General features: G+C 55.5%; 18 protein-coding genes. 14 read left to right on the top strand and 4 right to left on the bottom strand.

The genetic code is table 11. The annotated features are described in order from the left end of the window. Positions 1–202: 202 nt before the first annotated feature. Positions 203–1,111, bottom strand: coding sequence for an AraC family transcriptional regulator (locus IDH45_RS23535; protein ID WP_190930579.1), 909 nt, complete (start codon positions 1,109–1,111; stop codon positions 203–205). 170 nt (positions 1,112–1,281) lie between these two features. Here IDH45_RS23535 and IDH45_RS23530 point away from each other — a divergent pair, with 170 nt between their 5' ends. The 7 genes from IDH45_RS23530 to IDH45_RS23500 all read left to right on the top strand — a co-directional run bounded on the left by IDH45_RS23530 (position 1,282) and on the right by IDH45_RS23500 (position 15,640). After that, positions 1,282–2,325, top strand: coding sequence for a Gfo/Idh/MocA family protein (locus tag IDH45_RS23530; protein WP_190930578.1), 1,044 nt, complete (start codon positions 1,282–1,284; stop codon positions 2,323–2,325). 44 nt (positions 2,326–2,369) lie between these two features. Beyond that, on the top strand, positions 2,370–3,713 hold the full coding sequence (locus tag IDH45_RS23525) for an ABC transporter substrate-binding protein (RefSeq protein ID WP_190930577.1): 1,344 nt from the start codon (positions 2,370–2,372) through the stop codon (positions 3,711–3,713). A 30-nt stretch (positions 3,714–3,743) separates the two neighbouring features. Beyond that, positions 3,744–5,654 carry a hypothetical protein gene (locus IDH45_RS23520; RefSeq protein ID WP_190930576.1) on the top strand — a complete coding sequence of 637 codons (1,911 nt, stop codon included), beginning with the start codon at positions 3,744–3,746 and terminating at the stop codon, positions 5,652–5,654. A gap of 328 nt (positions 5,655–5,982) precedes the next feature. After that, entirely contained in the window at positions 5,983–7,377 is a 1,395-nt protein-coding gene (locus IDH45_RS23515; RefSeq protein ID WP_190930575.1) for an extracellular solute-binding protein, read from the top strand. Next, positions 7,374–8,381 carry a Gfo/Idh/MocA family protein gene (locus IDH45_RS23510; RefSeq protein WP_190930574.1) on the top strand — a complete coding sequence of 336 codons (1,008 nt, stop codon included), beginning with the start codon at positions 7,374–7,376 and terminating at the stop codon, positions 8,379–8,381. The genes IDH45_RS23515 and IDH45_RS23510 overlap by 4 nt, the downstream gene beginning before the upstream one ends. 22 nt (positions 8,382–8,403) lie before the next feature. Continuing rightward, positions 8,404–9,705, top strand: a complete 1,302-nt coding sequence (locus IDH45_RS23505) for an ABC transporter substrate-binding protein (RefSeq protein WP_190930573.1) — start codon at positions 8,404–8,406, stop codon at positions 9,703–9,705. Between the two features lie 64 nt (positions 9,706–9,769). Beyond that, the gene (locus IDH45_RS23500; RefSeq protein ID WP_190930572.1) at positions 9,770–15,640 is read left to right on the top strand and encodes a hemoblobin-interacting domain-containing protein; all 5,871 of its coding nucleotides are present in this window, start codon (positions 9,770–9,772) and stop codon (positions 15,638–15,640) included. Positions 15,641–16,092: 452 nt separating this feature from the next. Here the strand turns inward: IDH45_RS23500 and IDH45_RS23495 are convergent, their stop codons facing one another. Further along, entirely contained in the window at positions 16,093–17,478 is a 1,386-nt protein-coding gene (locus IDH45_RS23495) for an FAD-dependent oxidoreductase (protein ID WP_190930571.1), read from the bottom strand. A gap of 113 nt (positions 17,479–17,591) precedes the next feature. Here IDH45_RS23495 and IDH45_RS23490 point away from each other — a divergent pair, with 113 nt between their 5' ends. The 7 genes from IDH45_RS23490 (at position 17,592) to IDH45_RS23460 (ending at position 21,886) form a co-directional block, all read left to right on the top strand. Then, on the top strand, positions 17,592–18,590 hold the full coding sequence (locus tag IDH45_RS23490) for a LacI family DNA-binding transcriptional regulator (protein WP_190930570.1): 999 nt from the start codon (positions 17,592–17,594) through the stop codon (positions 18,588–18,590). A 90-nt stretch (positions 18,591–18,680) separates the two neighbouring features. Beyond that, positions 18,681–18,830, top strand: a complete 150-nt coding sequence (locus IDH45_RS23485; protein WP_190930569.1) for a hypothetical protein — start codon at positions 18,681–18,683, stop codon at positions 18,828–18,830. 58 nt (positions 18,831–18,888) lie between these two features. Next, positions 18,889–19,203 carry a type 1 periplasmic-binding domain-containing protein gene (locus IDH45_RS23480; RefSeq protein ID WP_190930568.1) on the top strand — a complete coding sequence of 105 codons (315 nt, stop codon included), beginning with the start codon at positions 18,889–18,891 and terminating at the stop codon, positions 19,201–19,203. A 62-nt stretch (positions 19,204–19,265) separates the two neighbouring features. Then, the gene (locus IDH45_RS23475; protein ID WP_190930567.1) at positions 19,266–20,021 is read left to right on the top strand and encodes a sulfite exporter TauE/SafE family protein; all 756 of its coding nucleotides are present in this window, start codon (positions 19,266–19,268) and stop codon (positions 20,019–20,021) included. A gap of 118 nt (positions 20,022–20,139) precedes the next feature. Then, complete coding sequence (locus tag IDH45_RS23470) at positions 20,140–20,493, top strand: GntR family transcriptional regulator (protein WP_190930566.1); 354 nt, start codon at positions 20,140–20,142, stop codon at positions 20,491–20,493. 165 nt (positions 20,494–20,658) lie between these two features. After that, the gene (locus tag IDH45_RS23465; RefSeq protein WP_190930584.1) at positions 20,659–21,291 is read left to right on the top strand and encodes a glycosyl hydrolase family 28-related protein; all 633 of its coding nucleotides are present in this window, start codon (positions 20,659–20,661) and stop codon (positions 21,289–21,291) included. 160 nt (positions 21,292–21,451) lie between these two features. Beyond that, positions 21,452–21,886, top strand: a complete 435-nt coding sequence (locus tag IDH45_RS23460; protein WP_190930565.1) for a hypothetical protein — start codon at positions 21,452–21,454, stop codon at positions 21,884–21,886. A 163-nt stretch (positions 21,887–22,049) separates the two neighbouring features. On the opposite strand, the gene IDH45_RS23455 is transcribed toward IDH45_RS23460, so the two are convergent. Together IDH45_RS23455 and IDH45_RS23450 are read right to left on the bottom strand one after the other, a co-directional pair. Further along, on the bottom strand, positions 22,050–22,538 hold the full coding sequence (locus IDH45_RS23455) for a pyridoxamine 5'-phosphate oxidase family protein (protein ID WP_190930564.1): 489 nt from the start codon (positions 22,536–22,538) through the stop codon (positions 22,050–22,052). A 177-nt stretch (positions 22,539–22,715) separates the two neighbouring features. Next, positions 22,716–23,201: a GNAT family N-acetyltransferase gene (locus IDH45_RS23450; protein ID WP_190930563.1), complete on the bottom strand. Its 486-nt coding sequence runs from the start codon at positions 23,199–23,201 to the stop codon at positions 22,716–22,718. Positions 23,202–23,220: the final 19 nt, after the last annotated feature.

Genomic DNA, 23,220 nt, shown 5'->3' with positions numbered 1-23,220 from the left:
TCGTCAACTGATTCAACTTTTGTTCAGAAAAAAGCGGCTTTTTGTAAAGAAAATAACCGTTTTGATTATAATAGACCGCATCCTCCGGAGATAGCAAGCTTTCTTTATGTTGCATGAACAACGCCTCCACCAATCGATTATAGGTACAACCCTACTGTAGCAAATCAGGTGAGGCAGACGCTCATCTTTCCATGCGGAAAAGTTAGCGTATCTTCAGATGGTTGTCGTCGGATCTCGCTTTGACCGACCGTGTATATTCCGTAGGCGTCATCCCGGTTGTATGTTTAAATTGCCGCGAAAAATGATGCACGCTGCAATACCCGAGCCTTTCAGCAATTTCCGAAAAGTTTTTTCTTTCCCCCCGGATCAATTGCTTGGCCTGCTCAATTTTCAACTGATTGAAAAACTCTCTTACCCCCATGTTCGTCTTCGCCTTGATAATCATCTTTAATTTCGTGCGGCTGATGGCAAAATGGGCACATAATTGGTCGATCGAGAGCGTGTCCGAAAGATGCTCGATCATGTATTGGATGATTTGCTCCGCCATTTCCTGAGCGCTATGCTCAATAGCAGTAGTGGACACGATGTCCGTACGTTGAGCCGGATTTCCGGATCGGATTAACTCGATCAGCAATATTTCCAAATAATTGCGAATCAGCTGATCGCTGCCAAAAGGCGCGTCCAAACGACGAAAAGGGTATTGCATCGAAGGAGAATGGATGGGCGGATCGAACGACGACTTTCCTTCTCTTACTAGCTTCGTTAAAATGTATCGCTCCTCATCGCGCAGCCGAAAGGAATTGCCCGAAAAAAAGTCCATACACGGGGCGGAGCATTCGAAGGTGATAATGATCAGATTAGGTGCCGTGCCGTGCAAAGCTTTGCCGCCATGAAATTCATTCGGTTTATAAAACACAATCTCGCCCTGCTTCAGCTGGCATGTACGCAAATCGGTCACGATCTCGATTTCACCCGTGTCCACGTAGACCAGTTCCCAAAAATCATGTTTTTCGCCCGGACTGTCATAATGGCTCGGCAGTTCCTTGTAGTAAAACGTTATCAATTTACGAATCTCCAATTCTTCCTTCAAGAGATACCGTTGATACACCATGTTGTGTCCGGCCCCCATCCAATCATGCAAATTATATGCCTAAGCAGATAAAGCCTTTTCATCCCGTATCTCTTATTATAGCAAATAAGAATGAACACTTTGAATTCATCATGCGCAGAGGTGTATCATTCTCTTATTTTCAACGATACGGTGGGGGAGAGAAGACAGTCATGAGCAAAATCAGGTTAGGGGTTATAGGCTGCGGAAACATAGCCGGATCACACTTTGGGGGGCTGACCGAATTAAGCGATATGATGGAATTAACTGCGGTATGCGATATCATCTTGGAACGTGCCGAGCAGGCGGCTGCCCGATTCGGAATCCGGACGGCTGTGGCGGATTACGAGCAATTGATTGATGAAGTGGATGCGGTGCTCATTTCCTTGCCGCACGATCTTCACTTTCCGGTAGGGATGTATTTCTTGCAAGCGGGAAAACACGTGCTGATGGAGAAGCCGCTCTGCAATACCGAAGAAGAATGTACCCAGCTGATTGAGACGGCTGAACGCAATAATCGGGTGCTGATGACCGCTTATCCGGTGCGTTATTGGCCGGCGATAGTCAAGATTAAGGAATGGATCGACAACAAAACGTACGGAGAACCTTTCCAGCTGTCGATCTGGACGGAGCAATATACGAAATTTCCGGAAGACCACTGGGCGGCATCGGCCGAACGTCTGGGCGGCGGACAGTTTTTCAGTCACGGCTGCCACTATGTGGATCTGATGATGTGGCTGCTCGGCGATCCGATCCGCGGCACTCACATGGGAACGAATCTGGGGACGCCTTGGATGGAAAAAGAAGGGACGAGCAATGTCGTGATCGAGTTCGCCAGCGGGGCGACGGGGTACCATATGGGAACTTGGGGAGCCCGAGGTACGCGGCTCGGTTGGAGTTTGCACATTCATTGCACGCACGGCATGATCGAATACAAACGGTCCGATGGCAAAGTTTACTTGCACCACAGCATCAAGGAAGAGAAATCAAACTTGGACACGGATTCGAAAATCACAGTTCTATATGAAGATTCCAGCAGTGGCAAGCTCACCCAGCATGAAACGCGCCACTTCCTGGAATGTATCCTGAACAATAAACGTCCGATGACCGACGGACCATCCAGCCTGCAAGGATTGCGCGTGATCTGGCGTCTATATGAAGCGGAGAAAAATCATACGGTAGCGGACTTAAGAGGTCTGGGTCTGAATGCATATTGATTCGTTTGCGGTGTATAACACATGGAAAAGAGGGGGATGGCATGATGCAACGAGTTGCTCGGCAAAAAATGATTGCTATGATCGGTTGTACAGCGATTCTATCAGGATTGTTGGCGGGCTGCGGCAGTCCGAAAGAGAGTTCGCAGCCGGATGCGAAGCCCCAGTCTGCGCAAGCTGATCCTGTTGAACTCGTTTTTTACGCGTTGTCCCCGTTGTCCGGAACGGAGCAGGAGATGGCGGCGCAATGGACGGCTTATGTTCAGAAAAAGCATCCGCATATTTCATTCAAATTTATTAATGCAACCGGGGAAAATTCCGTCGACAATTTCATTCTCACGAAACAGCCGGCGGATATCCTGTTCGGTTCGTTTGCCAGCTTTCTTCTGTACAAGGACCGGGATCTGGTGGGAGATATGAGCGACTTGGTCAAGCAGTATAAGATGGATCTCGGTACGATCGAGAAGCCGTATATAGATCTGGTGCATCATTCTTTTGACGGCAAGCTGCCGCTGCTGCCCGTATATGATCTGAGGTTGGGGCTTTATTACAACAAAGACGTATTCGATAAATTTGGCATCCCTTACCCCAAGGACGGGGTCACCTGGGAGGAACTGCTCGTCACCGCCAAACAGCTGACCCGGGTAGACGGCGGAGTCACTTACCGTGGACTCGTAACGGCTGCCGCTGGAGGAGGTCTGGCGATCAACCAGAACTCGTTAGGGTACGTCGATCCGAAAAAACCGGATAAAGCGGCGATTTATACGGATTCGTGGAAGCGCTATTTTGAAACGATCGTCCCTTTGTTTACAGCTCCGAACTATGAACCGACACGAGAACTAATGGCAGGGGGCGCCCAACTCAAAATGTTCGAGCAAGGCACTGCCGCTATGCTGCTCGCCTTTAACTCTTACGGGATATTCAACCTTCCTTCGCTTCATCTCAATTGGGACGTCGCCAGCCTGCCCGAAATGAGCAGCCTGCGCGGAGTCGGAGCTCAACCGTATCCGGTGTATCTGGGTCTCTCGTCCACGAGCAAACATAAGGATGCCGCTTTTCTGGCGATCAGCGCGCTGCTCTCCGGAGAAGTCCAGATCGATCGGTCTGCGAAGTATGGAGTGTTCAGCCCGTTGAAGGATTCAGCAGCGAAAGCCTCCTTCGGAGAAGCCGGGATGTGGAAGGGGAAAAACATTCGCGCCTTTACGGCTCAAAAGCCTGCGGCTCCGGCTCCGGCTGCCAAAGCGGAATTCAAAACGATTATTGAAGGCGAGCTTAACAAGGCGTTCCTGTCTGTCGTAACGGGTGAAAAAGATATCAATACCGCTTTGCGGGAGGCGGAAGAAGCGTCTGACAAAGCGATCCAGCAGCAGCAGTCCCAACAAGCCAAGTAACAACTCTAACGGGCGAAGGAGGCGTTACAAATGTCAAACAATCAGGGAAAAATGCAGGGTGGAAGCGATACTCCGGTTCTCAAAGACCGGAGTGCCTTCCGGAAGCTTAGCCGAAGAAACGTGTTGACCGCTCTTGGTGCGACAGGGGTTATGATGGCAGCACAATCGTTCGGCGGAGCGTCCTTGTTGATCGAATCAGAGGCGTCGGGCTCGCCTCCATTTGTGAAGTATGTTTCAGACCTTGCGGAGCTGAGAGCGCTGAACGGTATGCAGGAAGGGCAAGCTGTGGCGGTAATGAAGACTGGACGGGCGGGCTTGTTTTATTTTTCCTCAGGGAATCTGTCCGCGAAGGTGGCCGGCGACCCGCAATATGGGGTTTATATCGCTCCCAACAGCGATACGTCAGGAGCCAGCGGGGCGTGGATTCGTCAATACGGGCAAGCTGCAGCCTTTAACGCGAAGGTCAACATTGCCTGGTTTGGCGCCGCAGGAGATGGGGTTACCGACGATTACCCGGCCATTCAAGGCGCCGTCGATTTCTCGTTGAACGTATTTTTCCCGGAGGCTCCGGTGCAGTGGCGAGTTTCACAGTCTGTAGTCGTACGCCCTCTCCAGCAGTTGGAGGGCGAATGCAAGTGGCAGGATTGGAATTTGTCTGCCGACACAGCCAAAGGGGTTAAAGGCGATCCGGGAGTAGCGCCGTTCACCACGCTGCCGGCAGGCACGTCCTATCCGTCCGTGCCTCCCGCATCTGCACAGCAGCGGCGCGGTCTGACCTTTTATCGGATGCACGTCATCGGAGATCATGCGCCCGCGGTCATTCACCATTACGCGAGCAATTTCACTTATCGGGAATGCTGCTTGCGCTCCAGTCACGCCCCAACCCTTCCGATGCGATACTCGTATCGCGGTACGTTTGACAATAATCTGATCGGCGCCAGCAATTATGCAGGGTGGGTGGTACAGCTCTATGACAATTGCAACGCGATCGACTTTAAAGGGAGCAACTACGTTGCAGGCTCTTCCATTGGCGGCGCCATCGATATTTCCAAAAGCCAGTCCATCACGATTCAAGGCGGCGTGCACGAGGTAGTCGGCCTTCCATGCTACCGGATCGGCGGCCTGTCCGCTCAAGAAGCCGGGCATATCCAAGAGGTCGGCAATTGTCACGGGATTCGGATCGTCGGCAATTACTTCGAGCGGTGCGCCTTACCGATTTCTGTGGGCATGGCGGCCTATGTGTTCGGTGTTGAGATTGAAGGCAACTTTTTAAGCTGCTACGGAAATGAGACCGCTTACATAGCGGGAATCGAGCTTGGCTCCGTTAACGGCTGGAACGTCCGGAACAATTCGCTGATTAAGGGCGCCAATAACATCCCGACCGTCCGCTTCGGCTACAACCCGCAGGCCACGTACCGATACGCAGTGGCTGGAACGTTGAAGGATAATCATGTTCAGCGAAACGATCTGTCTAACGGAATCGACTATGAAGTGGCTGCGGGAATGAATGCCGGGCTTCTCGGTTACTTGTTTGGCAGCAATTACATGGATTTTACGAACACGAAGGACCTGACGGACGGGAGTCCGGTTACGTTCAAAACGTATGGCCGGCTTCAGGAGTGGACCTCGCGTGTAATAGACGGCACCGAAACTACTAAAATCATCGATTTCGATTTTGTCGGCCCTGAAGGCGGGATGTTGGAGGAAGTGACCGTATTTCTCGTGGACGGAGCGCCGGATGCTTCGATGTCGGTGGGATATACGGGCAATAGCCAATATAACGCAAACACCGCGATCTCATCCCTCACCTTCATCGGAGAGAGAGCCTCTGTCCCGATCAGCAATCAGTTGATTTTAGGAGGGGCGAGGCGCCTGGTCATCAGGCACACGGCCGGCACGGCGTCCGGACGATATATGGTGCAGATCAGGTACAGGAAGTAAATAAAAGCGAACGGTCGCCGGGGCGTTCGATCGTTGGAAAAAGGCTGCTGACATGGATCGGCAGCCTTTTTTGTTGTTTCAATCCTACTTATCTCCATTCATAGGGGTCCAGAGAAAACGTGGTGTTCTGGTTTCTATAAATATTTGTTGTGGTTTTTATAATCGGTTGACACAACGATCAAATGCGTTATATAACTAAATTAACCCGGGTTATATGCATGAAAATCAATATCTGGTTATCAAATTTAAAAACCAGAAACCGATTTAAACGTTTGTAAAGTAAACATAGAAGATGTGCCATTCCACTCACGTATGGGAGAGTTGGGCGATGAAGGGCAGGCCGACGAGCGAGCAATTCCAGAAGCAGCTGGAGGATATGGTCAATACGTTGCGCAGCGAAATCGTCAGAGGCCACTACGCGGCCGGGGAGTATTTGCCGTCGGAAAAAATGTTGGCGGCGCGTTTCGGGCTGGGCAACGTATCGGTTCGCAAAGGACTGGACCAGTTGGTGGAGGAGGCGTTGATTGAAAAAATTCCCCGGGTCGGCAACAGGGTTCGCATCAAGCGCACGAAGGGCGAGCCTGTTTCGCTGACGGTGTCCTGCAGTGACGTAACGGTGCGCAATCTGGAGCTACCGCGGCTGCTCGACGAGTTTCACAAGCAATATCCGTGGATCAGTGCGGACTACAAGATCGCTACGGCCGAATCGACCGAAGGGGACGTCATCACCCTGGACAATTATCAGTTTCGGCGTCTGGTCGAAACGGAGGGGCTCCCCGCACTGGAGCCGCTGGATGCTCAGCCGGATATTTATCCCGGTTTGTTCAAACCGTTTCTGGTGCACGGCCGGCTTTATATGCAGCCGATCGTGTTTTCTCCGGTGGTACTTTGCTACAACAAAGCGCATTTTCGCGAATGCGGACTGCCGATCCCCGACGGCGGGTGGACGTGGGACGATCTGGCCGGAACCGCGGAGAAGCTGTCCGAGGTGAAAGGCCGTTACGGATTTTGTTTCCATGTGCCGGATATGAACCGCTGGCCGCTGTTTTTGCTGCTTGGCGGGGGACGGTTTGAATGGGATGGTCCGCGGCTGAAGCCGATTCGAGGTACGGCGCTGATGGAAGGAATCCGGCTGTGCCGCAATCTGATCCAGAACCGGAAGGCGTTCCCGCTTTATTTATCCCAGAATAACTACGACATCAGCCAAATGTTCTCGGAAGGCAAAATATCGATGATTTTGACGACCTACCTCGGCTTGAACCGCTGGAAACGGACGGAGCTGGACTACGATATAACGCCGGTGCCCCGCCTCGATTCGCCCAAAACGCTTTCGATATGTCTGGGAGCCGGCGTAAGCGCGGGAACCCGTTATCCGGAAGAGGCTCGCTTGCTGGCAAGCTTCTTCACATCCCCGATCGCGCAGCGGTTTATTCAGAAGCAGACGATGAGCATTCCGAGCAGCCGCCTGTTGCCCGTGCGCATAACGGACGATGCGATTCGTCGGCCGGAGCGTTATCCGATGTTTCGCGAAATGATGTTTTCCTTGCGCACGCATCACGATTTGAATGTGCCGGCGATGGCTTTTCCGGTGTTATTTAATCAGATCAAGGCGTACTGGGCCGATCTGATTGACGAGGAGGAGCTGTGCGCCAGATTGGAATCGATTCGTTTCGACGCGAATCCGAACATGACAGACGAAGAAGGCAAGGAAGTGGAACGATGAGATACCGGACAGCGGTTATCGGAGCGGGACGCATTGCCGACAGCCATATCCGCGGAATACAGGCGATTCCCGATTTTGCGCTTGTCGCGATCGCGGATGTGAATGAGGAGCGGGCCCGAGAGCTGGGTCAGCCCGATCAGCTTCGCTGTTACACCGATTACCGGGAGATGATCCGCAAGGAGAAGCCGGATGCCGCGATTATTGCGCTGCCGCATTATTTGCACCGGGAGGCGGCGATTTTCTGCGCCGAGCACGGCTGTCATCTGATGATCGAGAAGCCGATGGCAATTGGTCTGAACGAGTGCGACGAGATCATCGATGCGGTGCGCCGGTGCGGAGTCAAGGCGATGGTCGGCCATACGCAGCACTACATGGCGGCGAACCGGGCGGCCAGGGAGCTGGTGCGTAGCGGGGCGCTGGGCACGCTCGTGATGATTAACGATACGCGGCACGGCAATTATTTTGCGGCGGACCGGCCGGATTGGTTTTTCCGGAAAGCGCTGGCGGGCGGCGGACGCATGATGAATCTCGGCTCGCATTCCGTCGACCGGATTCAATGGATTACAGGCAGGCCGATCTGCAAGGTGAAGGCGTCGCTTACCTTTTACGGCAATCGCGGCGATGTGGAGGGCAGCGGGCTCGTCTATGCGGAGAACGCAGACGGCGTGCCGATTACGATCTCGCAATCCGGTTATATCGGCGCTCCCCGCAATGAGCTGGAGCTGATCTTTACCGGCGGTATGATCCGCATCGAAGGGGGAAACAAATTGTCGGTCAGCAGGGGAGGAAACTACGAGCAGGCGGATATCGAAGCAGGCGAATCTTCGTTCGCCCGGCAATACGGTGATTTTCTGGAGATGATCCGGAGCGGCCGCGAACCGGAGTGCTCATTGGATTACGCTCGCGGCGTCATAGCCGTCGTGGAAAGCATGTATCGTTCGCACGAGTGCGGCCGGATAATCGAAGTGCCGCAGGCCGGGCGGATCTCAGGTAATGCACTATAGACCAAAGGGGAGATTGTTTCAGATGAACATAAAATGGATCAAATCGTTATCCGTGCTGACGTTGTTGACTGCCGCCGCATGCGGATCGAAGGAAGGAGCGGGGGAAAGCGCCCCCGCGGCCGATCCGGCCAAGCCCCAGACGAAGGAACCGGTGGAGCTTGTCGTCGTTACGCCAGACGCCGATTTTAACGAAGCGCTCCTGGAGAAGCTCGGCAAAAAATTCCCGAACTACACGATACGTCATATCAACCAGTCCACGAAAGGGAACTCCATCCCGGAACTGCTTACGAACGGAACGCCAATCGATCTGTACGGCAAAGCGGCCGGCGGCTTCGCCGAGGAATATATCGCCAACAAGCTGCATTATGACATGACCGATCTGGTCAAAACGTACAAAATCAACCCGGCCGACTACGAGAAGGGCCTAATCGATTACGTGAGGAAGCTGTCTGACGGTAAAATGTATGCGCTTCCAGGAAACGGAAACAACCTCGTGGTGTTTTACAACAAGACGGTGTTCGACCGGTTCGGCGTTGCTTATCCGAAAAACGGCATGACGTGGTCGGAAATGATGGAGCTGGCCAAAAAGCTGACCCGCACCGAGGACGGCAAGTCCTATATCGGGCTGAGCGGCCACACCCAGCTGCTGCTGAACTGGAATCAGATGGGCTTGCCGTTTGTCGATCCGAAGACCGGCACGCCGATGATGAACAAGGATGAGAGATGGCGTACGTTCTTCCAGACGATCTATGGCGAGCCGGTCTTAACCCAGGCGTACCAGGCCGCGGGACAGACGTTCTCGCAAGGGAACAGCGCCTTTTACGCAGGCACCGTGGGCATGATGATCTTTAATTCCAACACCGCTGCGATGGCGGGCTCCAACCTGGAGAAGATGGACTGGGATATGGTCGCCATGCCGTCGTTCCCCGGTATGCCGAATGTGGGGACGCCGATGAACGCGACGCTGTGGGCCGTTCCGGCAATCTCGCGGAACAAGGAAGCGGCGATGGATGTAATCGCTTACTTGCTGTCCGACGAATATATGGGCGAGATGTCGAGGCGCGGGAAGCTCGTATCCAAGCAGACGGACGCTATTCTGAAACATTTCGGCTCGGAAGCGACCCCGAAGGACAAAAACTGGTCGGCGCTCATCCACAACAAGTTTGCTCCGTTCCCGGAAAAAGCGCCGTATGAGCCCAAAATTTTAACAATTAACGAGAAGTTTGCAAACGAATACATGGCCGGCAAGGCCGATCTGAACACGGCGCTTCGGATGATGGAGGAAGAGGCGCTGAAGGTCATTCAGCAGGAGAAGGCAAAGTAACCCGGCCTTGCCGGATGGAGACAAGACGGAACATTTTGGTCAACGAATGAAGGAGGACCGATGTATGAAGAAAGCGAGTTCCTGGATCGTAATCGTCTCGCTGCTGGCTGCTCTCTGTCCGGCCGAAGGCCCCGCCGGTGCGTTGGAGGGGCACGGCGTTACGGAGGAAGGGGAGCTGGTGCGGATGTATACGAACAAATGGGCGGTTGTCCCGAAACGGAATCAGGCTCCCGTCATAGACGGGATCGCCGACGAAGCCGTCTGGGTGCAGGCGGCGGTTCTGGATGATTTCCGGACCGCTTACCACAACGAGGCTGCAGTCGATAGTCCGGTCTATACAATCGCTTACGACGATGCGGGCCTGTACGTGGCCGGCTCATTGGCACAAGTGGAGAAGGAAGCGCTCGCGGAAGTCGATATTATCATAAGCCCGGATACGCACGGCGACCGGCATTATGTGGCTACGATCCCCGTTACTCCGCCGGCGATGCCGATGAATACGGATTGGAACCCGGATCTGCTCGGCGACCAGAGCAACCGCAATCGCATTTCTATCACGTCGTTTACAGTGGAAACGTCGGAGTCCGGCGGACAGTTCCGGCTGGAGGCTGCCATTCCGTGGAGCGCGTTTGGCACGGCGGCGCCCGCTCCGGGGGACGAATGGCGGATGAACATTATGCACCTGCACCGTCTTAATACGAGAACGCTTTCTTCATGGGTGCCGATCCGGACCTCAAGCTTCTGGGATACGGGCGGTTCGGTTACCGTACCGGTCAACACGGTCGATCAAGGCCGGCTCGGCAGCGTGTACTTCGACAGTCCGCCGGCGGGTGAAGCGTGGACGCCGGAAGAACCGGAGCTGCGTTATCTGGACTTCGCGCGGAAAGAGCTGGAGTTCAAGACGCCTTCTCCCGAGCCGGCCTCGTACGCCCTCGCTTGGAAAGGGCCGACAGGCGACTGGGAGCAGTTGCAGCAGGCAGGGAAGACGGCGGCCGGGGGACGGACGTCGCTGATCTTCGAGCATCCTCCTGTACTGGAAGACGGGCATTACGAGCTGCGGCTGCACACCTACGGCGGCGTTCCGGCGAACGAGTTTTTTACGGTGTTCAGCTTCGACCGCGATGAGCTCATTCGTGCCGGCATAGCCGGGGCGGCCCAATTTCCGCCCGCAGCCCGTACCCCGGTAACATCCGCTCCCGCATCGCAGCGGGTGGAGACACTGCTGGAGCTCGTTCCGGACAAGATCGGCTTCCGTTTCGCCGGACTGCCGGAAATGCCGGAGCTGAATCCGGACGATTTGTACAGCTTGTCCGCCGACCGCAAAAGTCTCGTTTCCAAAAAAACGGGCACGGTTTATCCGAATGCGGCATACCCGGAGGCGCATACGCAAACGGCGGTCAACAAGCTGGGGCAGACGATGGAATATCCGTATTACGAGGATAACGAGGGAAGGCGGTATTTTCTTTCAGCCCATCTATGGTACCTGCAAAAAAACTACGTCGTTCAGGAAACGGAAAACGTTTCCAAAACAGATCCGCTCGGAGCGGCCAGGCTGCTGTACCGGTTCGCCGAGCGTTATGAAGGCTATGTGCCGGTAACGGATTACAACTGGCATACGTACCCGATCAATTGGACGGCCGGTCCTCCGTTCAACTACTGGGGAGGGATGTGGAACCGCTGGTACATTTCCGATTTGGCCAGCCTGCAGCCGCTGCTGCGCGCATTTGAGACAGTAAGGAAAACCGATGCGCTGGAGGTGCTCAGCCAAGAGGTCGGGGAAGACGTCGAGGCGAAGCTGGTGGAGTCGATGCTGGTGCCTTCCGCCGATTTCGTGCTTGGCTACACGAAGCGGCTCGGCAACATGAACGCGAGCGCGTGGCGCGGGCTGATCGATGCGGGCAAGGCGCTCGGACAACCGGACTATATTCACAAAACGGTGGAATGGATTCGCGAATACGTCGACAAGCAGTTTTTGGCCGACGGATTCTGGAACGAGGTGACCCTGTCTTACCATATCCAGTCCACGGAAGGGGTGCTCGGGGCGGTGAAACAGCTGGAAGGCTGGAGCGATCCGCCCGGCTACGAGTCGCCGCGTTCCGGCGTCCGTTACGATAACCTGCAGATGGCTGCGGAATACCCCATTACGGAGAAGGCGAAGGAGCTGCCGAACTTGCTCGCGTACCCGAACGGCCATGTTCTCCCGATCCAGGATACGTGGGCCAATCAACGTGCGGAGGCGCCGGACGTTACATCGGGATCGCTGCTGCTGCCGGCGGCCGGAATCGGTAAATTGGCGTCCGGAGAAGGGGAGAGCCAGACCCAGCTTTATTTGCAGTTCAGTCCCAAGTACGGCCATACCCACTACGATCCGCTGAATCTGAATTTGTACGCGCAAGGGCAGGAACTGCTGCCGGATCTCGGCTACACGTATACGAAGTATCGCTACTTTACCCTGTCCACGCTCGGGCATAATACGGTAGTCGTAAACAGCAAAAATATGATGACGGCGGGCGAGGCGAAGCACGGCGGAACGATCGAGGCGTTCGTCCCGAACGGAGGTCCGTTTCAGGCGATCCGGGCCAGCGAAACGAATGCGTATCCGGAAACGGACGAATACAGCAGGGAGCCCTGGTTCGTTCCTTTCGGCGGCGGTAACGGCAGTGAAGGCTATGTGCTGGACATCTTCCGGGTATCCGGCGGCGGCCGCCACGAGTATACGCTGCAGGGCGACGCCAACCGCGATGCGGTGTTCCGCACCGATCTGCCGCTTGAGCCGTACGGTCCGCGGCTGCTGCCGCCGGGGACGGAGGCGGCGGAGGCCGAGACGTTCCAGCAAAGCGGGACGGCGGAGGGGCATTATCCCGCCTACATTTATGTGAAGGACGTTCAGCGCGCGGAGCTGCAGGACGACCGGTACACGGTTACGCTGGTCACCTACGACAGCGGAGCCGAGCAAGCGAAGCTGCGCATCACCGGGCTGCTGGAGGATGGGGACAACGAGCTGTATCTCGGACGTTCTCCTTCCCTTCGCTCGACCCGGGTTTCCGGCAGAGCGCTGGATACGAACGACGAAGCGGTCAAGCACTACATGCCGAAGCTGGTTCTGCGGCGCGAAGGAACCGACTTGACCAGCACGTTTGTTACGGCGATGGAGCCGTACAGCGGAACGGCGGGTCCGGTCATCGAAGCGGTAGATCGGCTGGAGCCGGATGCGGCGCCGGAGGGCGCGGTTGCCGTTCAGGTGAGCTACGGCGACACGACCGATCTCATTCTCAGCTCGCCGCGGCACCCGGCAGAAGCGCTTGTTGTCGGAGATGTGACGATGCGCGGCGAGATGGGGATGATCCGGACAGTGAACGGCGTTATTACGAAAATGGTGCTGGTCGGGGGCACTTTGCTGAAAAAAGGAGAACGGGAACTGACCGGAAGCGGGACGGTAACGGGAACGATCGCCTCCGTGAAGCGTCTCGACAATGGCGACGGCTACAACGGCTTTGTGACCGGCACCCCGGTCGCTCCGGAGCAAGCGGCGGCGCTGCGGAACCGTTATGTGATCGTCACCCATCCGGACGGGTCCGCGGGCGGCTATCGCATCAAGGACATTCGGACCGAATCGGGTTCAACGGCGATCGAGCTTGCCGACCAAGATCCGGGATTCGAGATGAACGGCGACGGCAGTTCGGAGATGGCGTATTTTCCGGGCAAACGGTGGACCGGCATACACACGTTCGCGATCGCCAATCTGGAGATCGAAGATAACGAAGCGTTGCGGTCCGTCACGCTTGATGCGGCCAAGCGTCACTTGCTGCAAGGGGAAACAGTTCGGATAGCCGCAAACGGCGCGTCCGTCGACGGCTCCGCGATCCCTCTGTCCCGATCGCAGGTCTCGTTTGCCAGCAGTAACCCGGGCATATTAAAGGTGGACGAGGAGGGCAACGTGACGGCGGTCGGGGAGGGAGCCGCGACGATCACGGCGGAAGCGAGCGCCAACGGCGGAACGGCAACAGCCTCCGTTATGATGTCGGGCCAGGCCCGGCTCTTCCGGCAATTCGACGCCGTCGATCTGCCGATCCTGGAGCAAACCGCGGCGACCCAATATTTTCCCCAGTATAATATGGTTCGCTTCGAGGCCGCAGATGCCGGACAACATATCCGCTTCGGCTTCGAAACGCCGGGAACGGCAACGGCCGATTACGATGTCGGAATTAAAACGTACAAAGGCGGCGGCTTCGGCAAATACCGCATCGGCATAGACGGAGCGGACCAGCTGACCTACGATTTCTTCAGCCAGCCCTCCGTCATCGGAACAGAGTTCGAGCCGCTGGGTACGATTGCCTTGACACCCGGCTCGCATAGCCTGGAGCTGACAAACGACGGGAAAGCTTCCGCAGCCTACGGCTACCGGCTCGGGCTGATTCAGCTCCTTCTGAGCGAACGGATGAACGAGCCGCCCGGTCTGCATGCCGCCGGATACCCGGTCTACACCGGAGAGGAGGCGGCGTTCACATTCGCGGACGATCCGGACTGGAGGGCAGACGTATCCGGGTTGACCGTGAACGGAACGCCGCTGCCGCCCTCGGCTTACACGCTGACAGCAGGCGGGCTGACAATCGCGCCGGGCGTGTTGACGGAACCGGGCCGTTACTGGATCGTCGTCCAATCGGCGGGCTACCGCCATGCGGCGATCGAGCAGTTCGTCACATCAAACGCCGCGCTAACCGCTCTTACCGTTGATCCGGGGTTGTTGTATCCGGCATTCGCGCCTCAACGCTCTGCGTACGCGGCCGCTGTCGGCCCGGACGTGGAGGAAGTGAGCGTAACCGCGGTTACGTATCAGCCGGACGCGGTGGTCAACGTAGCCGGACACGTGTACGGCACCGGCATGGCGGCGCCGATCGGTCTGCATGCCGGCACAAATTCGGTGGCCGTAGCCGTTTATGCTCCGAACGGCGAAACGTCCAATTACACGCTGGATATTTATAGGGCACACCCGGAGCTTATCCGTAGCGGCACCGTTACTGGGGCCGTATACGATCCGTATGGTAATCCGCTCGCCGGAGTGCCGGTCCGGCTGATCGGCCCGTCTGCGCGGTCCGAAGCGGTGACAGACGAAGCAGGATCGTTCTCGATCGCGAACGTACCGGCGGGGTATTACCGGGTGAAGGCGTCCCGGATGGCAGGCAGCGGCATGTCTGCTCTATTCAAGGTGGAAGCGGCGCAGACGGCCGTGACGACCGTGACGGTGATCGACACGTCGCCGCCGCAGATCACGGGCGCTTCTGTGCAATATGCCGCGACCGGTGATCCGGTGCAGGCCGCTTCCTCGAAGAACGGGCATCTGTATCTTGTTCCCTCAGGCACGGGGGAAACGGCTGCCGAGCTGGCTGAGGCGGCCGCCGCTCCCGGCGGCGCTGCGGCAGCCGCCACGGCCGGCATTACCGTTACGCTGGATACTTACGGATTCGCTGCCGGACTGTACAACGCGTATGCGGTTGATACGTCTGGAAACGTATCCGCGCCTAAACCGGTTTCGATCATAAGCCGCGATCTCGCCCTGCTGGACGATCCGGACCCGGTCATCGCGTATTCGGGGGCATGGACGAAGTACACGTCGGCCAACTATGCGGGCGGCAGCTTGTATCTGGCCAACCAGGCCGGCGCGTCGGTCGATCTTCCGTTTTACGGCACGCGCGCCGAATGGGTCGGCATGTTCTCTTCGAACGGGGGCATGGCGGACCTGTATATCGACCGCCAGCTTGTACAGACCGTCGATACGTACCGCCCGGGCGTTTCGCAGTATCAGGCGACGCTCTACGATACGGGCGCTTTGCCGCCCGGCGTCCATGTGCTGACCGTTGTGGTCAAGGGAGAGAGGCATCCGTCTTCCACGGGCGGCTTCGTACGCTTCGACGGCTTGCGTTTATTTGGATATTAATATTGCTTGAGTCATCGAACCCGCAAGCGGCCGATGATGTTGATCACAGCAAAGGAGAGCTTAAAGAATGACAGGTTGGTCGTGAACTATGCCCGATATCGTCAACATACTCACAAGCTGATGCTGGTATCCAAAACCCGGTATCAGCTTGTTTTTTGTATGGACTTCCAATGATTCCGTACCTGATTGACTCCAAATAAAGCTCGCTACCCTCATTGTTGCGAGCAGACCGTTTTTGGCCGCGTCGAAAACAATTGCGGATGAGCGCACTATTACAAAGCATGTGCGCTCTACTACAAACACGAGCGCTTTACTACAAATAAGGGGGTAGCTCTATTACAAAATAAGGGTCTTTTGCATGTTCTATTTTCGGCATATGGGGACGACAGCGGCGAATAGAGGCGGTTTGCACCCCGTATTTCAGCCAATTGACCGGGGGGGTACTCTTTTCGCTAAGCCTGACGCTGCTTTACCGTTTCTTCGCTGCTCAGCAGGGCGCCGCCCTTCCGCAGCTCGCTCTGGAGTTCGCAAACCGCCATGTCGCCAGGCTGGCAATGATGCTTGACAGCAAGTCCCGCTGCCGTACCTGCGGCTTGCCCCGTCGCCATACAGCTGGGGGTCAGTCTGGTGGTGGCGAGCGCCTCATGGGAGGTGGAGATGCAGCGGCCGGCGACAAGCAGATTGGTTATTTGCTTGGGCAGCAGACAGCGGTAGGGGATGTCGTAGGCGCCGTCGCCTTGCACCCATGCGGCTGTGACGCCCTTGCCGGACGGATCATGAATATCGATCGGGTAGCCGCTTCTGGCGATACAGTCGTCGAAGCGTCTGCCGCTAATCACATCCTCCGCCTGCAGTACATACTGTCCGTCGATTCTGCGTGATTCCCGGATGCCGATCTGGGTGCCGACGGAGCTGAGCGAAGCCCGCTCGAAACCGGGCAGCTGACGAATCATAAAGTCGGCCACCATTCGCACCTGCTTGCGTCCAAGCACTTCCGCTTCCGTCAGATCGGCGACATTGGTGCCGTCAAGCCCCTGCACGCGCGTCGTATTAACTAGCACCTCGTCCTCTCCCGGCCCGGTAAAAAACAAAATCTGATCGCGGTTGATTGGCAGATTGGCCGCCTTCCAATGCTTGTAAAAGCCAAGCACGCCGGACAACGGCAGATGCGGCAGCTCGTCCACAGGCGTTTTTTTGTAAAACTCGTCGGGATGATCGATCATATATTGCTTAACCCGCCCCAGATCGACGCCGCGCATCCGGAACTTCATGGTCATCGGCTGAGTCAGCTTATCTCCGTCGCGTCCTTGCAGGCATGGCGCACCGGACAGATGGGCCAAGTCGGCGTCGCCGCTTGCGTCGATGAACTGCTTGGCCCGAATCGTAATACGCCCCGATTTGGTCGTAATGGACAAAGAAGCAATCTGGTCGCCGTCCACCGTTACATCGTCCACAAAGCTGTGCAGCAGAACCGTTACGCCGGCTTCGCGCAGCATATCGAACACGAGGATTTTATATACCTCCGGGTCATACGGCGTAATCGTGTTGACGAAACCGACCGTATCCCGGACATGGCCGGGCGATGCGCCTTCCGCCTGCATCCTGTCAATGATTTCCTGCGCAATTCCGGCGATTACCTGCTTGCCGCTCTCGGTATGAAACGTCATCCACGGATATACAAGCGCGATCGTCGACATACCGCCCAGAAAGCCGTAACGCTCGATCAACAGCGTTTTCGCGCCGCTTCTGCCCGCGGCCAGCGCGGCATTAATGCCAGCGGGGCCGCCGCCGCATATAACAATATCGGTTTCCAGCAACTGAGGGGGTTGTGTGCTCATAGGATACCTTCTTTCCATCTGCGTTTACCATGATTATAGAGTTCATTTTCCCTTTCATCCTAGTGTTACTTTCGTTTAATATAGGCAGTAATGGGTGCGGGAGGGGACGGAACATGAAACGACGCAAGCCTGTTACGCTTGATGATTTGTCTAAAGAGCTGGGGCTGTCCGTACAGACCGTTTCGAAAGCGCTGCGCGGTATGCCGGGGATGTCGGAGGAAACACGGAGCGCCGTCATCCGCGCGGCTTACCGCTGCGGGTACTTGTACCCCCAGCAGGCGCGCGAGATGGCGCGGCAAGGGATTGCGCCGTATCCGATCTTCCGGCTGCGGTTTATTCTCGTGCAGTCGCGGGAGTCGATGAACTACAACCGGCTGCTGCTGGATGGACTGAGGGAGCGCTTCAGCCAGTACGATCACCATCTGGACAGCTTTGTACTTGATGAGGATTTATCGCAGAAAGCGTTTGAGGAGTGGGTGGACGAGCATCATCTGCTGCATGCGGACGGATTGTTCATTGCGGCGCGTCTCATCTCCGGCCGCATGGAATCACAGCTGCTGGCGTTACCGATCGCCAAAGTGCTGATCAATTACGCCAAGCCGTTAACGCAGGTGGACAGCGTCGTCTGGGACGTTTGCGAGGCGGTCTGTCAACTGGCTGATGCCTTGATCCGCTGCGGGCATCGCCGTCTGTTGTATGTCGGCGATACCCATTCCCAGCGGTGCTACGTCCTGCGCTGGCAGGCATACCGGGATTGGGTGGAAGGGCATGAAGTGGAGGCGCAGCATACGACAGTGGAGTCGTTCGACAACGATTATGAAACGTATAAGCCAACAGCGGTTGTCGTTGGCATTGATGAGGATTGCGGTCCGGTGTACCGCGCGTTACACCGCAAGGGAGTGGCGATTCCGGCTGGCTGCTCTCTCGTCGGCCTGGTGAATGAAGGGATGCCCGATCTGCCGGGATTGACGCGATCGCTGCTCATGATCAAGGAAACGGCCTATCGCGCGGCAGACCGCATGCTGTGGCGGATTGCTCATCCGAATGAGCCTGTTGAGCATACGCGGGTCGCAGGCAAATTTTTCGCGGGCGAAACCGTCCGTTTGCTTTGAAGCTTGAGGAGCTGCAGTTATTCGATGGTTGGTGTCGCCGTCCCGGTTCAGCACGACCATCCAGGAGGTGTTTATCGGGCTTAAGGACGCTTGCTTGAGCTGAGACACAAGGTCGATCTCGCTTTATTGCCAGATCCGCCGCGAATCGACCAGTTTGACGAATGGGTAGAGCAGGAAGGACTTATGTATACAGACGGTTTGTATATCGCGCCGCTGCTTTCCGAGCCGATGGAGGAGTAGCTGCTGAATTGAAGCTGCCCTCATTCTGATTAATTATTATCCGCCTGTTGGAGCGGGTGTGGACATCGTCATTTGGGACGTATACGATGTCGCGCTGCAATCGGTGAGATTTTTGCTGGCTAATGGGCATTGGGAGATTTTATGCGTGGGGGATATTCTGAAAGCGCGCGGTTACAAGCAGCGCTGGTTCGCCTTAGAGGAACGGATGCGGGTGGACGAAGAGACGCATCATCTCTATATCAAGGCGGGAGACGTAAAATGGAAGGAAAAGCTGCAGTCGGTGCTGGAGAAGTCGCGGCCGGCAGCGCTGCTGTTATGCAAATCATTACAAAATTACATGGAAAGTATAGAATTTATACATTGGACGATATAAGATTTCCGTGATTAAATGAGTTCAGTTCACACAAGTGACTGAAGCGCAAGGAGTTGTATGGAATGCTAAGTGTCGTATTAACGATGGCGGCGGTCGGTTTATTGCTGGGGTTTGTAGGCGCCGGAGGCTCGGGTTTTATTATCTCCATCTTGACGGTTGTGTTCGGCTTCCCGATTCAAACGGCCATCGGTACGGCGCTAGCCGCCATGGTGTTTTCCTCGATGGCCGGTGCGGTCAGTCATTATCGCGAAGGGAATGCGGTTCTGAAGACCGGGATCGCAGCAGGAAGCATAGGAGCCATTGGAGCCTGGTTGGGTTCCGCTTATGCTTCAGTCGTGCCGGCTGAACAGTTGATAATGATGACAGCGGGGATGCTGGTCGTTTCAGGACTTGCATTATGGCTTCGCATGTATGTGGCAGCGCGGAAAGCGGCATCGTCCGATACGCTGCCTGCGGCCGGCGGATGGACCTTCTGGATATGGACATGCTGCATCGGTATCGTGACCGGTACGTTGTCCGGGATGTTCGGCATCGGCTCGACACCGTTTATCCAGCTCGGCCTCATGTCTCTGCTCGGAATGCCGGCAAGGCTGGCCGCGGGAACGACGATGCTGGTCATCGTCCCGATCGCCCTCGGAGGCGGGGCGGGTTATTACGATCTGGGCTATATGGACGTACCGCTTACGGTTCAGGTTACGGCGGGCGTTATGTTCGGTTCGTACGTCGGAGCCAAGTTTACGAGACGGGTACGGCCTTTGCATTTGCAAACAGCCATGGTGATTGTGCCGATAACCGGAGGCGCGATCCTGCTACTGTAAGGGGCGGCAGCATTTGAAGTATCGGACAAACATGATAAACTGAACGGAGAGGAGAGTTGATACCGAGAGGAGGCGACGAACAACGGCGAAGCCAACGAATGCGGAATTTGAACGGAAGATGGAGCATATGGTCCAGGTGCTGCGTCAGGAAATTTTGCGCGGGGTCTATACGGCGGGCGACTATTTGCCGTCGGAACCCGCCCACGCATCCCGGTTCGGACTGAGCAACAAATCGGTGCGCAAACGCAAGACCAATCTGCGCGATATGGAGCAGGAAGGACTGCTTGCCGATTTTCAGCAGTGCTATCCGTGGGTGCGTGTGGAGGCAAAAGCGTACGAGACGTTTCCCGATCTTGACGAACAAACTCAAAGCGATAGTCGACAGCAAACTGGCGGGCAGGGGCAGGGGGAGCGTTACCGGGGCTGTTTACGGGGGAGAGCCGTTGTGCGGCCAACAGCTTTGCATCGGTGAAACGATGTCGGAGCTGCGGTCGGATGCGGACCCGAATCCGGATAAACTGTATTTTGAAATGACCCAGGCCGCGAAGGATTTTTTTACTACGATGCACAGGACGCACACTCGCCGGACAATGATGGGACGGTAGTCGTTACGACGTTAGGCAAAAGGTTCAAGCGCATATGCGACAACGTAAAAACGGTTACCTGGTTCGGCGCCATAGGCGACGGCAGCACGGACAGTACGTCCGCTTTTCAGAAAGCAATCGATTGCTTGAGCGAAGATGGCGGCGTAGTTTATGTGCCAGGCGGCGTCTACAACCTGTCCGCTCCGCTTCAGATGAAAAGTTATGTCGTGGTGCAGGGAGAAGGGGCGCAAACCATTCTGAAAGCGTCGCAGACGTCGGGATGGAACGAAAGCTACCGGGCGATGGTGGAGCTGGTCGGTACAACCGGCGCTGAAGTGCGCGATCTGGTTTTGGACCAGCATGGCTCGGGCCGCAACCCGCTGATGCATGGCATCAGCTATACGATGCTGATCAACGATGCGTCGGACTGTACGATTGACAACGTTTTCTTCCGGGATGCCGGGTATGATAGCGGTAACAGTAGCGGTAACCCGTCGGGTCCCGTGCTGCTGCTGTCGGCCAAAGACAGCGACAATACGAGTACGGGAACGGGAGGCGGCGTCGGGGGATGCCGGAACATTCGCATCACTCGCTGCACGTTCGTCCAGAACGGCACAGCCGGGGTCGGTTTTTGCATCCGCTTGCATTCGGACTGGCTGGACATGAAACCGCAATTCGTGCATTAATTGGAGCATATCGTCATCGATTCTTGCCGTTTCGAAGGGGAATATACATGGAATGTGATTGAGTTTGCCGGAGGCGCGACGCGTTTCAATAAAATCGTGAACTGCCACTTTGAAGGCAGGACGCTGACTTCGATCGATTTCGACAAAGGCGCTAATCATAATGTCGCCTCGAACAAAACGATCCGTCGGTGCGCAATCGGAAGACATCCTGGTGACTTCGGGAGAACCGAGTCCTTTGCTGCTCGGCAACCGGTTTACCCATCCGTCTAACACGAAGTCGCCGGTCGTCACCTACGGAGAGACGATTCCAAACGACGGCAACCTGTGGTTACAGCGGGATATCGTTTACAACACGAATCCGTCTTCCGGCGGAGCGATCGGTTGGGTTTGCGTGACCGGCGGATACGCCTCCGCGGCCGCGTGGACACCGGCGACGTCCTACGCCGCTGGAGCGGCCGTTCATGTTTCGGATCGTGTGTACAGATGCACGACGGCAGGCGTATCCGGTCTTTCTGCGCTTAGCCACACATCAGGAACGGCAACGGACTTGCACCGCGAAATTTCAATACATGGGAACCGGGTTGGCCGAATTTAAAGCTTTCGGCGCTATCGAAGTCTGAGAAAAATGGCAGACGTCCGTTTAGGAGAGCGTGTTGTTTTACCGCTGGGCGAGTGCACTCGGGATAAATAATTGAGTATGTTATAAATGGGTTAAGACAGAGCGAGCCCATCACTAAAAGTGACGGGCTCGCTTTGTCTTATCTGATTTCCACGATCCGATTGATATCCGTTCCTTCATTATTTTTGCCTAACAGCCTGCGGAACAAAAATTTCGCCAACTTGAACTTGTTGCCAGAATCCCAATACTCGGCGGTTTCAGCTTTGACTTTGATAAGAACAATATTCGGATCGTCGTAGGTGGTTTCCAATAATTCCTCATAGGCGGGACTCCAAAATTGTTTGACCTTCTCGGAGCTTTCCACGAGCTCGGCTTCGCCGCGGATGGAGACGAAAGATTTACCCGCATACGACACATTAACTTGCCGGTACCGAAGCAGCTCATGGAATTTGCCCGTATCCTTTTTGGTCAAGAACCAGAGATCTCCGTCGAATTCGACTTCCTGGGTTTTCATAGGACGTGAAACGAGCCCCTCATCCGATACGGTCGTCAGCATCGCCGTATCTATGCCTTTGATCAAATCCCTAACTTGTTCGATCGCTTCTTGGTTAGCAGTGTTCGGATTCATCGTTTAGTTCACCTTTCCTTAATAGTTCTTCCTTAGTATTACACACGTTACGCTTTTACAAACCTTGGGATAATAGGAGTGATAGTGTTGCTGCATTTGTCGAGGCTTTTTATTAGGCTGCTTTAAAAGCAGAACACGCCCCCAAAAACCGGGAGCGTATTACTGCATTGCTATATTTTATGTAACTTCAAAATCCAACTCCAACATATTTTCCCTTTCGCTGTGCGGCTTGAAGCCGCTGTTCGGATAAGGTGCTGCAACCGAAGCCCAAAACTTCTGTGCGGGAATATTATTGTCGCACGTTTGGATCGTCCAACCGCCCTTGAACAACGAGAAAATATGTGCAGCGAGTACCTTGCCAATACCTTGCCGTCTGTATTTCTTCAATATGCAATATTCGCCGATCGAATAGATGCTGCTGTTGTCGGGCCGCTTGTCGTATACCCGGACTAAAGCGAATCCGGCAAGCTTGCCGGAAACCCGAACGAGAAACGGATAACGGTCCGTGTCCGTCCAGTAGTGATCTAAAAATTTGTATCCGTATAAGCCATGCTCATCGACATCGTAGCCGTCGTATTCACTGTAATCGTACTGAGCCAGCTCCATCAAATTACGCAGTATTGTTTTTTCCTCATAAGAAGCCAGCTTGATTTCAATCTCCATTCGCGTTTTGCTCTCCCTT

Source organism: Paenibacillus oceani (assembly GCF_014705615.1).
Lineage (GTDB): Bacteria > Bacillota > Bacilli > Paenibacillales > NBRC-103111 > Paenibacillus_AB > Paenibacillus_AB oceani.
The sequence above is the reverse complement of the archived record's forward strand: the minus strand, read 5'-3'. Positions and strand labels throughout refer to the sequence as shown.

Excerpts from the sequence above, each read along its gene's own strand:
- IDH45_RS23510 (WP_190930574.1), top strand. The coding sequence starts at position 7,374 with ATGAGATACCGGACAGCGGTTATCGGAGCGGGACGCATTGCCGACAGC.
- IDH45_RS23535 (WP_190930579.1), bottom strand. The coding sequence starts at position 1,111 with ATGGTGTATCAACGGTATCTCTTGAAGGAAGAATTGGAGATTCGTAAA.
- IDH45_RS23495 (WP_190930571.1), bottom strand. The coding sequence starts at position 17,478 with ATGAGCACACAACCCCCTCAGTTGCTGGAAACCGATATTGTTATATGC.
- IDH45_RS23460 (WP_190930565.1), top strand. The coding sequence starts at position 21,452 with ATGTCGCCTCGAACAAAACGATCCGTCGGTGCGCAATCGGAAGACATC.
- IDH45_RS23455 (WP_190930564.1), bottom strand. The coding sequence starts at position 22,538 with ATGAATCCGAACACTGCTAACCAAGAAGCGATCGAACAAGTTAGGGAT.
- IDH45_RS23475 (WP_190930567.1), top strand. The coding sequence starts at position 19,266 with ATGCTAAGTGTCGTATTAACGATGGCGGCGGTCGGTTTATTGCTGGGG.
- IDH45_RS23515 (WP_190930575.1), top strand. The coding sequence starts at position 5,983 with ATGAAGGGCAGGCCGACGAGCGAGCAATTCCAGAAGCAGCTGGAGGAT.
- IDH45_RS23470 (WP_190930566.1), top strand. The coding sequence starts at position 20,140 with ATGGAGCATATGGTCCAGGTGCTGCGTCAGGAAATTTTGCGCGGGGTC.
- IDH45_RS23500 (WP_190930572.1), top strand. The coding sequence starts at position 9,770 with ATGAAGAAAGCGAGTTCCTGGATCGTAATCGTCTCGCTGCTGGCTGCT.
- IDH45_RS23450 (WP_190930563.1), bottom strand. The coding sequence starts at position 23,201 with ATGGAGATTGAAATCAAGCTGGCTTCTTATGAGGAAAAAACAATACTG.
- IDH45_RS23505 (WP_190930573.1), top strand. The coding sequence starts at position 8,404 with ATGAACATAAAATGGATCAAATCGTTATCCGTGCTGACGTTGTTGACT.
- IDH45_RS23520 (WP_190930576.1), top strand. The coding sequence starts at position 3,744 with ATGTCAAACAATCAGGGAAAAATGCAGGGTGGAAGCGATACTCCGGTT.
- IDH45_RS23490 (WP_190930570.1), top strand. The coding sequence starts at position 17,592 with ATGAAACGACGCAAGCCTGTTACGCTTGATGATTTGTCTAAAGAGCTG.
- IDH45_RS23530 (WP_190930578.1), top strand. The coding sequence starts at position 1,282 with ATGAGCAAAATCAGGTTAGGGGTTATAGGCTGCGGAAACATAGCCGGA.
- IDH45_RS23525 (WP_190930577.1), top strand. The coding sequence starts at position 2,370 with ATGCAACGAGTTGCTCGGCAAAAAATGATTGCTATGATCGGTTGTACA.